Source organism: Nocardia sp. XZ_19_231, assembly GCF_015355705.1.
GTDB lineage: Bacteria > Actinomycetota > Actinomycetes > Mycobacteriales > Mycobacteriaceae > Nocardia > Nocardia salmonicida.
Genome location: NZ_JACUZI010000007.1, coordinates 109422 through 122981, shown reverse-complemented (window position 1 = coordinate 122981; position 13560 = coordinate 109422). Strand labels below are relative to the sequence as shown.

General features: G+C 66.6%; 14 protein-coding genes. 8 read left to right on the top strand and 6 right to left on the bottom strand.

Translation table 11 applies throughout. The annotated features are described in order from the left end of the window. The first annotated feature begins 215 nt into the window (after positions 1–215). Positions 216–1694, top strand: coding sequence for a 30S ribosomal protein S1 (rpsA, locus tag IBJ82_RS27510; RefSeq protein ID WP_194828885.1), 1479 nt, complete (start codon positions 216–218; stop codon positions 1692–1694). Positions 1695–1849: 155 nt separating this feature from the next. After that, the gene (locus tag IBJ82_RS27505) at positions 1850–3391 is read left to right on the top strand and encodes a phospholipase C (RefSeq protein ID WP_194828884.1); all 1542 of its coding nucleotides are present in this window, start codon (positions 1850–1852) and stop codon (positions 3389–3391) included. Between the two features lie 37 nt (positions 3392–3428). Here IBJ82_RS27505 and IBJ82_RS27500 read toward each other — a convergent pair whose 3' ends face one another. Continuing rightward, complete coding sequence (locus IBJ82_RS27500) at positions 3429–3644, bottom strand: hypothetical protein (protein WP_194828883.1); 216 nt, start codon at positions 3642–3644, stop codon at positions 3429–3431. A 149-nt stretch (positions 3645–3793) separates the two neighbouring features. Between IBJ82_RS27500 and coaE the strand changes: the two genes are divergently transcribed. Together coaE and IBJ82_RS27490 are read left to right on the top strand one after the other, a co-directional pair. Beyond that, entirely contained in the window at positions 3794–4996 is a 1203-nt protein-coding gene (gene coaE / locus IBJ82_RS27495; protein ID WP_194828882.1) for a dephospho-CoA kinase, read from the top strand. Between the two features lie 120 nt (positions 4997–5116). Continuing rightward, entirely contained in the window at positions 5117–5548 is a 432-nt protein-coding gene (locus IBJ82_RS27490) for a hypothetical protein (RefSeq protein WP_194828881.1), read from the top strand. Positions 5549–5574: 26 nt separating this feature from the next. Here the strand turns inward: IBJ82_RS27490 and IBJ82_RS27485 are convergent, their stop codons facing one another. Both IBJ82_RS27485 and IBJ82_RS27480 read right to left on the bottom strand, forming a co-directional pair. Further along, positions 5575–6126 carry a DUF402 domain-containing protein gene (locus IBJ82_RS27485; protein WP_063005068.1) on the bottom strand — a complete coding sequence of 184 codons (552 nt, stop codon included), beginning with the start codon at positions 6124–6126 and terminating at the stop codon, positions 5575–5577. Positions 6127–6172: 46 nt separating this feature from the next. Further along, on the bottom strand, positions 6173–6793 hold the full coding sequence (locus tag IBJ82_RS27480) for a DUF402 domain-containing protein (RefSeq protein ID WP_194828880.1): 621 nt from the start codon (positions 6791–6793) through the stop codon (positions 6173–6175). Positions 6794–7165: 372 nt separating this feature from the next. On the opposite strand from IBJ82_RS27480, the gene uvrB reads away from it, so the two are divergent. Continuing rightward, the gene (uvrB, locus tag IBJ82_RS27475; RefSeq protein WP_194828879.1) at positions 7166–9346 is read left to right on the top strand and encodes an excinuclease ABC subunit UvrB; all 2181 of its coding nucleotides are present in this window, start codon (positions 7166–7168) and stop codon (positions 9344–9346) included. 33 nt (positions 9347–9379) lie between these two features. Here the strand turns inward: uvrB and IBJ82_RS27470 are convergent, their stop codons facing one another. Next, the gene (locus tag IBJ82_RS27470; protein ID WP_056824502.1) at positions 9380–9847 is read right to left on the bottom strand and encodes a VOC family protein; all 468 of its coding nucleotides are present in this window, start codon (positions 9845–9847) and stop codon (positions 9380–9382) included. Between the two features lie 62 nt (positions 9848–9909). Here IBJ82_RS27470 and IBJ82_RS27465 point away from each other — a divergent pair, with 62 nt between their 5' ends. The 3 genes from IBJ82_RS27465 to IBJ82_RS27455 all read left to right on the top strand — a co-directional run bounded on the left by IBJ82_RS27465 (position 9910) and on the right by IBJ82_RS27455 (position 12031). Further along, entirely contained in the window at positions 9910–10749 is an 840-nt protein-coding gene (locus IBJ82_RS27465) for an AraC family transcriptional regulator (RefSeq protein WP_194828878.1), read from the top strand. 129 nt (positions 10750–10878) lie between these two features. Further along, on the top strand, positions 10879–11310 hold the full coding sequence (locus tag IBJ82_RS27460; RefSeq protein ID WP_194828877.1) for a hypothetical protein: 432 nt from the start codon (positions 10879–10881) through the stop codon (positions 11308–11310). A 268-nt stretch (positions 11311–11578) separates the two neighbouring features. Continuing rightward, positions 11579–12031 (top strand): universal stress protein, encoded by a 453-nt coding sequence (locus IBJ82_RS27455; RefSeq protein WP_056824493.1) that lies wholly within the window; start codon positions 11579–11581, stop codon positions 12029–12031. A 75-nt stretch (positions 12032–12106) separates the two neighbouring features. On the opposite strand, the gene IBJ82_RS27450 is transcribed toward IBJ82_RS27455, so the two are convergent. After that, a complete protein-coding gene (locus tag IBJ82_RS27450; protein ID WP_194828876.1) occupies positions 12107–12487 on the bottom strand; it encodes a cupin domain-containing protein in 381 nt (126 codons plus the stop codon). 11 nt (positions 12488–12498) lie between these two features. Continuing rightward, the gene (locus IBJ82_RS27445; protein WP_194828991.1) at positions 12499–13530 is read right to left on the bottom strand and encodes an MFS transporter; all 1032 of its coding nucleotides are present in this window, start codon (positions 13528–13530) and stop codon (positions 12499–12501) included. Between the last annotated feature and the right edge of the window lie 30 nt (positions 13531–13560).

Genomic DNA, 13560 nt, shown 5'->3' with positions numbered 1-13560 from the left:
ATCGGCGTGGTGCGGGGGGTGGTTTGCCCGGCTCCGCGCCGGTCGCGTACGCTGATGCACGCTGTAGAGGGACGCTGATTTGATCAGCGGCAAGTGCGACGGTCCGTGCGATACTTTACCGGTATCCCTTCGTCGCGTCGTCGCGGTGATCTCGCAGCGTACCGAAAGATCCAATGTCCGCAACCGACCACAATCCGTCCGGAGCAAACCCACATATGCCCACCACCGTCACCTCGCCGCAGGTAGCCATTAACGACATTGGCTCCGCCGAGGATTTCCTGGCCGCCATCGACGCAACGATCAAGTACTTCAACGATGGCGACATCGTCGAAGGCACTATCGTCAAGGTCGATCGTGACGAGGTCCTGCTCGACATCGGTTACAAGACCGAAGGTGTCATCCCCTCCCGCGAGCTCTCCATCAAGCACGACGTCGACCCCAACGAGGTCGTTTCCGTGGGCGACGCGGTCGAGGCACTTGTCCTCACGAAGGAGGACAAGGAAGGCCGCCTGATCCTGTCGAAGAAGCGGGCGCAGTACGAGCGCGCGTGGGGCACGATCGAGGAGCTCAAGGAGAAGGACGAGGCCGTCAAGGGCACCGTCATCGAGGTCGTCAAGGGCGGCCTGATCCTCGACATCGGTCTTCGTGGCTTCCTGCCCGCCTCGCTCGTCGAGATGCGTCGTGTCCGCGACCTCCAGCCGTACGTCGGCAAGGAGATCGAGGCCAAGATCATCGAGCTCGACAAGAACCGCAACAACGTGGTTCTGTCGCGTCGCGCCTGGCTCGAGCAGACTCAGTCCGAGGTCCGCAGCGAGTTCCTGCACCAGCTCCAGAAGGGCCAGGTCCGCAAGGGCGTCGTGTCCTCCATCGTCAACTTCGGTGCCTTCGTGGACCTGGGTGGCGTCGACGGCCTGGTGCACGTCTCCGAGCTGTCCTGGAAGCACATCGACCACCCGTCCGAGGTTGTCGAGGTCGGCAACGAGGTCACCGTCGAGGTTCTCGACGTCGACCTGGACCGCGAGCGCGTCTCCCTGTCGCTCAAGGCGACTCAGGAAGACCCGTGGCGTCAGTTCGCCCGGACCCACGCCATCGGCCAGATCGTGCCCGGCAAGGTCACCAAGCTGGTTCCCTTCGGTGCCTTCGTGCGCGTCGAAGAGGGCATCGAGGGCCTGGTTCACATCTCCGAGCTGGCCGAGCGCCACGTCGAGGTCCCGGACCAGGTTGTGGCCGTCGGCGACGACGCCATGGTCAAGGTCATCGACATCGACCTCGAGCGTCGTCGTATCTCGCTGTCGCTGAAGCAGGCGAACGAGGACTACAACGCCGAGTTCGACCCGTCGAAGTACGGCATGGCCGACAGCTACGACGATGCGGGCAACTACATCTTCCCCGAAGGCTTCGATCCCGACACCAACGAGTGGCTCGACGGGTTCGACAAGCAGCGTGAAGAGTGGGAAGGCCGCTACGCCGAGGCCGAGCGTCGCCACAAGATGCACACTGCTCAGATGGAGAAGATGGCAGCCGACGCTGCCGCCGAGGCCGCCGCTGGTGGTCCCGTCGCGGGCAACTACTCCTCCGAGACCGGTAGCAGCGCGCCTGCGTCCACCTCCGGTCCGGCCGAGTCCACGGGCGGCTCGCTGGCCAGCGATGCCCAGCTCGCGGCTCTGCGGGAGAAGCTCAGCGGCAACGCCTGAGTGAGCGGCAACGCCTGATTCACCGGAAACGGCTGAATCAACAACTGCACTACCGAAGGCCCTGGTCCACACGGACCGGGGCCTTCGGCCTTTTCCCGTGGGTGTAGCGTGTGCGCGATTGCTCCATCCCCTACGGGAAAGGTGCTCCACTCACGATGAGTTCTGGTCCCTTCGCCGGTCTCAACCGGCGACAATTCCTTGCGAAGGCTATGGCCGCCGGTGCCGTGGGAACGCTTGCCACCTGGGCGAATCCGATTATCGACCGGGCTTTTGCCGCCGATCCGGCCGGCATGGGCGGGCTCGGCGATATCGAGCATTTCGTCTTGCTCATGCAGGAGAACCGGTCCTTCGACCACTATTTCGGCACCATGTCGGGGGTGCGCGGGTTCGGTGAGGCGTCCGCGTCGTGGCGTCAGTTCGGGTGGTCGCCCGGAATCGGGCCCACCGCAGCGGGTTTCGTCGAACCGTTTCGGCTCGACACCACCCGCGGCGCCACCCTGGACGGGGAGTGCATCAACGACCCCGACCACACCTGGCCCGGCATGCACAAGGCATTCAACGACGGGCGCAACGACGGCTGGATGCCGATGTCGGTGGCCTCGGTCGGGCCCGACAACGCGCCCGCGGCGATGGGTTACTACCTGCCGGAAGACATTCCGATCCACACCGAGCTCGCACAGGCATTCACCCTCTGCGACAACTACCACTGCTCGGTGCTCGGTCCCACCGACCCCAACCGGCTGTACTGGATGAGCGCGAGCATCGACCCCGACGGCCTGGCTGGCGGTCCGCTGGTGGAGACGCCGACGCTGATCCCGAAGAACGTCTACAGCTGGCGCACCTACCCGGAGAACCTGTCCGAGGGCGGGGTCCCGTGGAAGATCTACAGCAATCGTGATGCCGGTCCGGCCTCGTCGATGATCCTGGACGGCATGATGGGTTGCTTCACTCAGGCTGCCGACCCGAATTCCGAACTGGCGCGCCGTGGTATCGCACCGATCTACCCGAACGACTTCCGGGCCGACGTCGCCGGCAACACCCTGCCCGCGGTGTCCTGGGTGGTGCCGTCGCTACTGCACTGCGAACATCCCGCGCTACCCGCGGCTTTCGGCGCGCTCGGGATCGTGCAGCTACTCGATATCCTCACCTCGAATCCGGCGGTCTGGGAGAAGACCGCGCTGATCATCAGCTACGACGAGAACGGCGGCTTCTTCGACCACGTCACCCCGCCCACCCCACCGCCCGGCACCCCGGGTGAATTCCTGACGGTGCCACTGGACCGGGTGCCTGCGGCGGGCGGGATCACCGGTCCGATCGGACTGGGCTATCGGGTGCCGTGCATGGTGATCTCGCCGTACAGTCGCGGTGGGCTGGTGGCCTCGCAGACCTTCGATCACACGTCCCAATTGCGCTTGCTGGAAACCAGATTCGGTGTCGACGTGCCGAACCTGACCGCCTGGCGACGCGGCATCACCGGCGACATGACCTCCACGTTCGACTTCGCGGCGGCGCCGAATGCCGCGAAACCGGTGCTGCCCGACCCGCGGCCCAAGGCCGACGCGGCGATCGCGCAGTGTGGTCCGAATATCGCGGCGGGCAGCCTGGGTCGGGGTGTGCCGTACCCGGTGCCGCCGAATGCGATGCCGACGCAACAGCCGGGAACCCGGCGCGCGCCGAGTGGTCTCGTCGGAGCGTGAACCGGTGGTGGGCTCGGCGATGCGCCGGGCCCACCGATCAGTTCGCGGCCGCGGCGGGCGACCAGTAGCCGGTGGCCATCCTTGGGCGTTTGCGCATCGCGGCGAAGCTGTGTCTGGCGGGGGAGAGCAGGGTGCTGAACCAGGAGCGGCGGTATTCGGCGAGAGTTGCTGCCACGGCGGGGAATTCGATGCAGTGCACACCGCCCGGCATGCCGAGACGGTGGCGAGCCGCCTGGTCGTTCCTGGTGCCCATGATCATCCTGTCGGTAGTCGTGCGGCCTTCTCGCCTGCGCGGTAGATTAATCCACTCGACGCGCCCGACCGGGGATCTCCCGCCGCTCCGCGCGTGGGCGTGTCGTGGGACCTGCCCCGGCCCGTCGGTCGGGATGCGAGACTGAGCCCATGTTGCGGATCGGCCTCACCGGAGGCATGGGAGCGGGTAAATCCACAGTGGCGCGGACACTGGTCGAGCTGGGGGCGGTGCTCATCGACTCCGACGCGATCGCCCGCGAGGTCGTCGCCCCCGGCACGCCGGGCCTGACCGCGCTGGTCGAGGAGTTCGGTGAGCGGATCCTGAGCCCCGACGGCAGTCTCGACCGGCCCGCGCTGGCCGCGGTCGCCTTCGCCGATGATGTGTCGCGGGGCAAGCTCAATGCCATCACCCACCCGCTGGTCGGTGCCCGCACCGCGGAACTGATCGGCGACGCGCCCGCGGATGCCATTGTGGTGCAGGATATTCCGTTGCTCGTCGAGAACGGGCTCGCGCCGCTGATGCAGCTCGTCGTGGTGGTCGGGGCCGAGGAGGAGACCAGGCTGCGAAGGCTGGTCGAACACCGCGGGGTGGCCGAAGCGGACGCGCGAGTCAGGATCGCCGCGCAGGCCACCGACGAACAGCGCCGTGCGGTCGCCGATGTGTGGCTCGACAACAACGGCGCACCGGAGGTGGTCGAGGAGCAGGTCCGGGAGCTGTGGACGCGGCGGTTGGTGCCGTTCGAGCGCAATCAGCGTGAGGGGGTCCGCGCGCGCGCCGACTACCGCCTCGTCACCGACCCGGAATGGGACGTGCAGGCACGCAGGATCATCGCCCGGCTGCATTTGGCGTGTGGTGCGTCGGCGGTGCGCATCGATCACGTCGGATCGACCGCGGTCCACGGCCTGCCCGCCAAGGACATCATCGACATCCAGGTGACGGTGGCCGACATGGCCACGGCCGAATCGCTGACCGATGCGTTGACGGCGGGCGGGTTCCCGCTGGCCACTCGGGTGACGCACGACAATCCGAAGCCGAGCGAGGGCGATCCCGAAGGCGCCGACCTCGCCCGGTGGGGAAAACGCCTGCACGGCAACGCCGATCCCGGCCGACCCGCCAATATCCATCTGCGCGTGCGGGATTCACTGGGCCAGCGGTTCGCGCTCGACCTGCGCGACTGGTTGCGGGCGAACGACAGCGCACGGTCGGAGTATCTGGCGGTCAAGCGTGGGGCCGAACTCGCGGCGGCGGATCTGACCTATGACGCGGCCGGTGATGCCTATTACGTGGTGAAGGAACCGTGGTTCGACGCGGTCTATCCGGTGGTCACCGAGTGGGCCCGCGCCCGCGCGTGAACCGCGCACCAAACTGTTAAACATCAATGTTTCGGAAACTGTCCGCACGCTACAGCGCGCTGTGTAAATTGTGCGAAGTCACTACAGGGTGACTCGATTCACAGGGGAGTTGTAGCGCCTATGACAACACATCACCGTCAGTTCGGCCGTGCGGGCTTCGGCATCACCGCACTCGGCGCCGTCGCCGCCAGCCTCGTGCTGGCCGCTCCGCAGGCCTCGGCCTGGGTCGGCAACCTCGGCGTGGCCGGAACCGACCACAAGGTCGGTTGCAGCTACAAGTTGACCGCGAGCGTCGAGGTGGACCGGCTGACCTCGGTGAAGTTCACCGACAACGGGGTGGATATCCCGGGCAGCCCGGTGTCGCCGTCGCTGCTGTCGGGCACGGTGAGCATCACCTGGAAGCCGACCACGGCGGGCCAGCACAAGCTGGAGGCTCGTCAGCTGCTGATCAGTGACACGATCACCGTCACTGTCGGCGCGGCGGGCGCCACCGGTAGCGCGTCGTGCGGCGGTGGCCTCGCGGATCTGTTCCCGAGCCTGTCGGCAGGCTGACACCGACTCCGCGCACCGCCCGGACCCTACCGAGGGCCGGGCGGTTCGTCGTTTCGGCGCCAGGTCAGGGTCATCCCGAAGGTGCTCAGCCAATCCTCGAGGGAATACCCGTGCGCCGCGATCCCGTCGATCGCGGCGGTCGCGTGTTCGATCGCGGCCTGGCATTGCGCGGCGTCGAGCAGGCCGTCGGTGTGCGCGGCCAGCAGTTCGTCGACATCGACGAGCCGGACATCACGTCGGGTGCGCACCAGTAGATCGAGATAGTGGTCGACCGAGCGCCACAGCGTCGGCGACTCTCTGGTGAACGCGCCGACATCGACATAGATGTCCTGCCACTGTTCGACGCCGGGGTTGTAGTGGAGCTTCGACGCCCGCAGCGACAGATCGGGCAGTACCCACGATTCCAGGTAGTGGAAGTGCGCGTGATCGGAGTGTCGACCCATGTACAGGCCCCACGGCTCCACCCGATAGATCTCCACCGGTCGGACGAAGCCCTTGGGGTCGGTGTTGGTTCTGGCCGCGACGTCGAAGTACTCCACCTTGGGTGGATGCACGTGCACGGTGGATGCCTGCGTCATGAGCGCAGAATCTACCGGCGCGGGCAAACCCTCGCCCGCTCGCCGGCTACATCCAGGTCAGCGTGATGTCGCGCGAGCGCAACCACTGTTCGACATCGTGGTCGTTGGCGGCCAAGCCGTCGAGCACGCGCGCCGCGCGTTCGAAGGCCCGATCCGCGTGCTCGGTGTCGACAAGGCCCGCGGCGTGCGCGGCGAGCAGTTCGCTCGACCCGGACAGCGTCGACGACCGGCCGCGCCGTACCGCGATGTCGAGGAAGTAGTCGGTGGCCCGCCACCGTTTCGGCCCGACCTGGACGAACTCGACGATGTCGAGCACGTAGTCGTGGCTGCGGTGATGGCCGGGCCGATCGTGGCTGATGGTGGCGCGTATGGCGTGGCCGGGCAACATCCACGACTCCTCGTAGCGACCATGCGGCCGGTCGAGGATGCGGGCCAGGTAGATCCCCCATGGCTGTACCTCGTACCGGTCGACCGAGTGGATGTAGCCCTTGGCGTCGGTACTGGTCAGCTCGGCGAGGTCGAAGTATTCGACCCGGGGTCTGGCAGACGGTGAAACGGGCGTCGGATCAGTGGGCGGTGCGTGCGGGCCGCGTAGCTCTCTGGCGAAATAACCGGCGAACCCGGTTACCGCTGGAGCCGCGACGAGCAGGGGAAGTAGAACGCTCATGGCCTTGTCCTTCACCACGTGCCGATGATCAACTCAGGGTACGCCCGCGTCGGGGAGCGTGGCGGGTTCGATTCGAGACCACGTTCGTCGAATAGCATTGGGACAAAGGACTTTTCGGACATCAAGCGAAGTGCCGGGCATTCGCCGCGTTCGAACGCGATCGTCTGTACCAGGGGAAATGGCATTCGCCGTCGGTTTGCGCGCCAGTGGCTGTCGTCACCTTCGCGCAGCGCTGTGACGGTATCGATGAGCAGAAGTTCACGGGAACGACAACGAGGTGACCGACGGTCGTCGGCGCGGCGCGTGGTGTGGCGAACAGGAGCCTGCTCGCTGGGGCCGAAACGTGTCAGTGGTCGCGCCTAAGCTGGGTCCATGGCATTCGCAACCGAGATCCCGACGGAAGGGTACGAAGAGCGGGGTCACCCGATCGCCCATTCCGAACACCGCCCCGTCGGCACGATCGAGCGCTCGGGCGCCCGGTTCGAGGTGGTCAGCGAGTACTCACCCGCCGGCGACCAACCCGCGGCCATCGCGGAGCTCGAGCGCCGGGTGAACGCGGGGGAGAAGGACGTCGTCCTGCTCGGCGCCACCGGTACCGGTAAATCGGCCACCACCGCGTGGCTGATCGAGAAATTGCAGCGGCCCACCCTGGTGATGGCGCCGAACAAGACCCTCGCCGCGCAGCTCGCCAACGAACTGCGCGAGATGCTGCCCAACAACGCGGTCGAGTACTTCGTCTCGTACTACGACTATTACCAACCCGAGGCGTACATCGCCCAGACCGACACCTACATCGAGAAGGACAGCTCGATCAACGACGACGTCGAGCGGCTGCGGCACTCGGCGACCTCGAGTCTGCTCTCGCGTCGCGATGTCGTCGTGGTCGCGTCGGTGTCGTGCATCTACGGCCTCGGCACCCCGCAGTCGTATCTGGATCGGTCGGTGCAGCTCGAAGTCGGCGGCGAGATCGACCGCGATGCGTTGCTGCGCCTGCTCGTCGACGTGCAGTACACCCGCAACGACATGTCGTTCACCCGTGGCTCGTTCCGGGCGCGCGGCGACACCGTCGAGATCATCCCGTCCTATGAGGAGCTGGCGATCCGCATCGAGTTCTTCGGTGACGAGATCGAGGCGCTCTACTACCTGCATCCGCTCACCGGTGATGTTGTGCGCCAAGTCGATTCGGCGCGCATCTTTCCGGCTACCCACTACGTGGCCGGGCCGGAGCGGATGGAGCGGGCGGTCGGCGATATCGAGTCCGAACTGGCCGCGCGGCTCGAGGAATTCGAGCGTCAGGGCAAGCTGCTCGAGGCGCAACGGTTGCGCATGCGCACCGAATACGACCTGGAGATGATCCGTCAGGTCGGCTTCTGCTCGGGTATCGAGAACTATTCGCGCCACATCGATGGGCGCCCGGCAGGTTCGGCACCGGCCACCCTGCTCGACTACTTCCCCGACGATTTCCTGTTGGTGATCGACGAATCGCACGTCACGGTGCCGCAGATCGGCGGCATGTTCGAAGGTGACATGTCGCGCAAGCGCAACCTGGTCGATTTCGGTTTCCGGTTGCCCTCGGCAGTCGACAACCGCCCACTGACCTGGGAGGAGTTCGCCGGGCGAATCGGTCAGGCGGTGTATCTGTCGGCGACTCCCGGCAACTACGAGCTGGGTCAGGTCGGTGGTGAGGTGGTCGAGCAGGTCATCCGCCCGACCGGCCTGGTCGATCCGAAGGTCGTGGTCAAGCCCACCAAGGGACAGATCGACGACCTGGTGCACGAGATCCGTGAGCGCGCGGAGCGCAACGAGCGGGTCCTGGTCACCACGCTCACCAAGAAGATGTCCGAAGACCTGACCGATTACCTGCTCGGCCTCGGCGTGAAGGTCCGCTACCTGCACTCCGAGATCGACACGCTGCGCCGCGTCGAACTGCTCCGGCAGCTGCGCCTGGGCGAATACGACGTGCTGGTCGGCATCAACCTGCTGCGTGAGGGCCTCGACCTGCCCGAGGTGTCGCTGGTGGCGATCCTCGACGCCGACAAGGAAGGCTTCCTGCGGTCGAGCACGAGCCTCATCCAGACCATCGGCCGCGCGGCGCGCAATGTGTCCGGCGAAGTGCACATGTACGCGGACAAGATCACCGACTCGATGCAGCACGCCATCGAGGAGACCGACCGTCGCCGGGCCAAACAGGTCGCCTACAACACCGAACACGGCCTCGACCCGCAGCCGCTGCGCAAGAAGATCGCCGACATCCTCGACCAGGTGTATCTCGAGGCCGACGATGAGGTGGCCGTCGGCGGCTCGGGTCGCAACGCCAGCCGCGGCAGGCGGGCCCAGGGCGAGCCGGGTCGGGCGGTCAGCTCGGGCATCTACGCCGAACGCGACGTGAAGTCGATGCCACGCGCCGAATTGGCCAACCTGGTCACCGAACTCACCGCACAGATGATGAACGCGGCCCGCGAACTGCAGTTCGAGCTGGCGGGCCGGTTGCGTGACGAGATCGCCGACCTGAAGAAGGAGCTGCGCGGCATGGACGCCGCGGGGCTCAGCTGAGCGATGCCGAGCCGAGCCCCGTGGCGCGCACCGTCAACCCTGCTCTGCCATCCAGGCGGCGACGCGGCGGTCGGCTTCCTCCTTGGAGACGTCCTCGACGCGGGTGATCACCGCCCAGCGGTGGCCGAAGGGGTCGATCACCACGCCGAAGCGGTCGCCGGTGACGAAGGTCTGCGGCTCCTCGGCGCTGCGGGCACCGTGTTCGAGCGCACGGGCGATCACCGCGTCCACATCGGGGCAGTAGTGCACCACCGAGGTGTGCACCCAGTCCTGCGGCGCGCGAACATTGCTGTCGGGGATGGGCATTCCGAGCTGCAGGGTGGAATCACCGATGAGCAGTTCGGCGTGCGCGGGCTGGCCGTCGGGCTGATCGGCGCGGCTGAGCACCTTCGCCTCGAAGACCGCGGTGTAGAAGTCGATGGCCGCGTTTCCGTCCGGTACGGCCAGAAAACAGGTGATGGAGTGGTAGCCCTCCGGAATGGGCGCAACGGGATTGGTCATGACTACGATCCTGCTCCGGCGCTGACGGCCCGTCTTGTAAGAACGCGACAGATCGGCCGGTGATGACGGCGGCGCCGGATCCCGGTGATGTGAAAGGAATTCTGCACCCAGAGGAGCAGGCCAGACACCGATCGCTGAACCGGCTCGGGGTCGGGCCCGCGCTGGCCGAGTTCGCGGACCGGTATTGGGTGGTGCGCTGGGATCTGCGCGGGCAGCCCAGTTATTCGGCCGAGGTGCTGTCTTTTCCATGTGTGAATGTCACCTTCGAGCGCAGCACCACCCGCACCGGCGGTTTCGTCAATGGTGTGTGCACGACGAAATACGTGCGCGAACTCGCCAGGGAAGGCGAGACCTTCGGTATCCGGTTCGCCCCCGGCGGCTTCGGTGCCTTCACCGGCATGGATGTGGGAGCCCTACGCGATGATTCGGCGCCGCTGGGCGCGGTGATCCCCGAGGCCGCGGGGCTGGCCGAGCGGGTGCTGGCCGAACAGTCCGACGAGCGCAGACGGGTAATCGTCGAGGAATTCTTCGCGGGCCGCGGTCGCACCGACGATCCGCACTACGCGCAGGTGACGCGCATCGTCACGGCCATGGCCGAGGATCCGGAACTGACCAGGGTCGACCAGGTCACCGATCGTTTCGCTATCCCGATCCGCACCCTGCAACGCCTGTTCCGCCGCTACGTCGGGGCAGGCCCGAAATGGGTGCTGTGCCGGTTCCGATTGCAAGATGCCGCAGATTTGCTCGCGCACGGGCGCCCTGATCTCGCGGTACTGGCCGCCGAGCTCGGCTATTTCGACCAGGCGCATTTCAGTCGCGAATTCACCGCCGAGATCGGGATGTCACCGATGGAATACGCCCGCAGCGCACAGACGGTGAGCGCGGTCCCCACCGCGCGGTGATCGTGCGTACAGACCCTAGAAGTAGGGGGTCTGAAATATTTACATTCCAACTTGTGGCGGCGGCGTCCGTCGATAGTGTCTGCGCATTCGCAGCGGCCGCTGCTGCGTGGAGAAGTCAGGACATCAACAGTGACAACATCTTTCGAATGGACCTCGCGTTTGGGCGCCGCTCTCGCGTCCGCATTGGCCGCCACGGCCTTGCTCGCACCGGGCGCGCACGCGGATATCTCGGACGGCCAATGGGTCAGCGTATCGAGCTCCGATCCGCAGGTCGGCTGTTCCTACACCCTGGTCGCGGTCAACGTCGTCGGCTACAGCTCCGGCAATACCGGCGCGCCGGTGACCTTCTACGACAACGGCGCGGTGATCGGTACGGTCGAGGTCCCGACGATCGGCGAGACCAAGACCTCGTGGCGTCCCACCGCCGCCGGCGCGCACGAGTTGACGGCGAAGGTCGACAATCATCTCAGGACCTGGTGGATCACTCCCGCCGCGGTGACCGTCGCCCCGAATACCGGTACCGGAAGCGCCGCCTGCGGGCTCCCGAGTTTCTCCGGCTGATGTGATCAAAGTCCCAGGCGCACTGCGGTGTTGATTGTGTTGTGATAGGCCACAATTTCTTCGATCTGCGGTCTTATTGCCGCAGGTCGATCTTCTCCACTGTCGCGAAGGCCACCGTGACAACGGGTAGTGGCGTCAACACTCCCGGTGTGATCTGTTGCGATTTCTGATAAATCGGCCTGATTTGGCGTTAGGGTCGAGCCAATTGCCGCGCTGACGCTCGATTCCCGAGTTGGTCGGTGCTGGCACCGACCAAGTTGGAGGAGAGATGACCGCCTACCGGACCATTGTCGTCGGTACTGATGGCTCGGATTCGTCGTACGTGGCGGTGGAGAAGGCCGCGGCGCTCGCCGGGGACGCGGGGGCAACTCTCGTGCTGGCCTGCGCCTTCTTCCCGACCGACGATCGCGACGTCGCCGCCGCCGCCGATGTGCTCAAGGACGAGGCCTACCAGGTCCGTGGCTCGGCGCCGACCAACGAGATCCTGCTCGTCGCCCGGGAGAAGGCCGCGGCCGCCGGTGCGAAGAACATCGTCGATCGCGCGATCGTCGGTGAGCCGGTGGATTCGCTGCTCGACCTCGTCAACGAGGTGGACGCGGACCTGCTCGTCGTCGGCAACCGAGGCCTCAACACCCTCACCGGGCGCCTGCTCGGCTCCGTCCCCTCGGACGTAGCCCGCAAGTCCCGTTCGGACGTGCTGATCGTGCACACCGTCCGCTAGTTCACTGTCGGTACTGAAAAGGTCGAGGGCGCCGGGAAACCGGCGCCCTCGACCTTTTTCGGCAGTGGTCACCACTCAACCTGCGACGGGCTCCTGCCGGGTACCGCCGCGCAGCCCGATCGACATGATGTCGGACGGCTCGTCGAGTTCGATTCTGTGCCAGCGGTTGCGCGGCACGAGGAACGCGGTTCCCGCCGTGAGTCGCACCGCGGTTTCCGCCTCGCCCGGACTCTCCGGCCGCAGGTAGAGCCGCAGCGAACCGGCGAGGCAGCACACCGCTTCCTCGCTGGAAGGATGCATCTCCCGCTGGTCGGCGTGGACGTCGGCGTCGGTGTCGACATGGAAGGTGGCCAGTTGCCAGCCGCCCGACGCGGCGGCCATCCGGCGCGCGCCCGATCGCACCGTGCCCTCCGGCTGGAAGTGCAGGGCGCGGGCGAACAGATCGATGGGTGTCATCGGAGTTCCTTTCACGGGGTCACCGCGGGAATGTCCTCGCGGACCGAGTTTTCGGTGCGGTCGAGCCGGGTGGGTAGGACGGTGGCCGCGACTGCTGCGGCAGCGGCGAACAGCACAGCGGCGATCGCCAACGCGAAGGCGTAGCCGTTGTTGAGCGCGACCGGATCGGCGCTCGCGCCGGTACGACCCGCCGCGAGGGTGGCCAGTACGGCGACGCCGACGCTGCCGCCGAGTTGGCGGGCGCTGTTGAAGGCGCCGGAGGCCATGCCGGCTTCACCGGGTGCCACGCCGCTGACGGCTGCCACCGCGACCGGGGCGAGGCAGAGCCCGAGCCCGAAGCCGCCGACGATCGACGGCCCGAGAACATCGGTGAGGACATCGCCGTCGGGGCTGATCAGCGCGAACCAGCCGATGCCGACGGCGGCGAGTAGACCGCCGCCGACCAGCAATGGCTTGGGGGAGAAGTGGACGCCCATTCGGGTCGCGGCGAGGGTGCCGACGATGACGCACAGCGAGAACGGGATGAAGGCGGCCCCGGTGGCGCCCGCGCTCATGTGCAGTACCTGCTGCATATACAGCGACACCAGATAGAAGGCGGAGAACTGGCCCGCGGCGGCGCAGAAGACGAAGAGATCGGCGCCGCGCACCCAGCGGTTGGTGAAAAGACTTAGCCGCAACAGTGGGTTCGCCGAGCGTGTCTCGACCACGAGGAAGCCCGCGAGGAGCGCTGCCGCTACGGCGAGGGTCACGCCTGTCTCGGCAGAAGCCCAGCCGTAGTGGTCGGTGCGGATCACGCCGGTGACGAGTAGTCCGATACCGCCCGTCGCCAGCACCGCACCGGCGATATCGAGCCGAGCCCGCGCACCTGTCGGTGCGTCGGCGGGTACGCCCCTGACCAAGGCGAACAGCGCGATCGCGACGATCGGGATATTGACCAGCATCACCCAGCGCCAATTCGCGTACTCGGTGAGTAGTCCGCCGACGAGCACGCCGAGCGCGCCACCCGCGGCGTTGACCCCACCCCAGACGCCGAGCGCTCGGATACGGGCGGGCCCTTCGGAATAGGTCGTCGT

Coding starts and splice junctions, on each gene's coding strand:
- IBJ82_RS27480 (WP_194828880.1), bottom strand. CDS start 6,793: ATGAGCGTTCTACTTCCCCTGCTCGTCGCGGCTCCAGCGGTAACCGGG.
- IBJ82_RS27490 (WP_194828881.1), top strand. CDS start 5,117: ATGACAACACATCACCGTCAGTTCGGCCGTGCGGGCTTCGGCATCACC.
- IBJ82_RS27465 (WP_194828878.1), top strand. CDS start 9,910: ATGACGGCGGCGCCGGATCCCGGTGATGTGAAAGGAATTCTGCACCCA.
- IBJ82_RS27455 (WP_056824493.1), top strand. CDS start 11,579: ATGACCGCCTACCGGACCATTGTCGTCGGTACTGATGGCTCGGATTCG.
- IBJ82_RS27485 (WP_063005068.1), bottom strand. CDS start 6,126: ATGACGCAGGCATCCACCGTGCACGTGCATCCACCCAAGGTGGAGTAC.
- IBJ82_RS27505 (WP_194828884.1), top strand. CDS start 1,850: ATGAGTTCTGGTCCCTTCGCCGGTCTCAACCGGCGACAATTCCTTGCG.
- rpsA (WP_194828885.1), top strand. CDS start 216: ATGCCCACCACCGTCACCTCGCCGCAGGTAGCCATTAACGACATTGGC.
- coaE (WP_194828882.1), top strand. CDS start 3,794: ATGTTGCGGATCGGCCTCACCGGAGGCATGGGAGCGGGTAAATCCACA.
- IBJ82_RS27470 (WP_056824502.1), bottom strand. CDS start 9,847: ATGACCAATCCCGTTGCGCCCATTCCGGAGGGCTACCACTCCATCACC.
- IBJ82_RS27450 (WP_194828876.1), bottom strand. CDS start 12,487: ATGACACCCATCGATCTGTTCGCCCGCGCCCTGCACTTCCAGCCGGAG.
- IBJ82_RS27500 (WP_194828883.1), bottom strand. CDS start 3,644: ATGGGCACCAGGAACGACCAGGCGGCTCGCCACCGTCTCGGCATGCCG.
- uvrB (WP_194828879.1), top strand. CDS start 7,166: ATGGCATTCGCAACCGAGATCCCGACGGAAGGGTACGAAGAGCGGGGT.